2 tRNA genes and 1 rRNA gene are annotated in these 399 nt (G+C 51.6%); all 3 read right to left on the minus strand.

Annotated elements, in window-relative coordinates:
* Window positions 1-50 precede the first annotated feature (50 nt).
* Window positions 51-127: transfer RNA gene (locus H8K43_RS18720), tRNA-Ile, on the minus strand.
* 4 nt (window positions 128-131) lie between these two features.
* A tRNA-Ala gene (locus H8K43_RS18725) sits at window positions 132-207 on the minus strand.
* 112 nt (window positions 208-319) lie between these two features.
* Window positions 320-399: ribosomal RNA gene (locus H8K43_RS18730) — 16S ribosomal RNA — on the minus strand; the annotation flags it as partial.

Genomic DNA, 399 nt, shown 5'->3' on the forward strand with positions numbered 1-399 from the left:
AAACCTAAACAGCGCTCGCGCCATTTGCGTTTGTTTTCTCAACATACCTTTGGTAGGGCTGGTTGGGCTCGAACCAACGACCCCCGCGTTATCAACACGGTGCTCTAACCAGCTGAGCTACAGCCCCAGTATGGTGGAGGTTGACGGGATCGAACCGACGACCCCCTGCTTGCAAAGCAGGTGCTCTCCCAGCTGAGCTAAACCCCCATTCAGGTACTGCTTCCTACTGCAAAGCAGCTTCACTACTCTTTACTACTTTTCTCGTCTCTTCTTTTAACAGTCAATAAAAGTGAACACTTAACTACCAGCGCTACTCTAGAAAGGAGGTGATCCAGCCGCACCTTCCGATACGGCTACCTTGTTACGACTTCACCCCAGTCACGAACCCTGCCGTGGTAA

It is taken from the genome of Cognatundibacterium curvum, assembly GCF_014284235.1.
Classification (GTDB): Bacteria; Pseudomonadota; Gammaproteobacteria; order Burkholderiales; family Burkholderiaceae_D; genus Undibacterium; species Undibacterium curvum.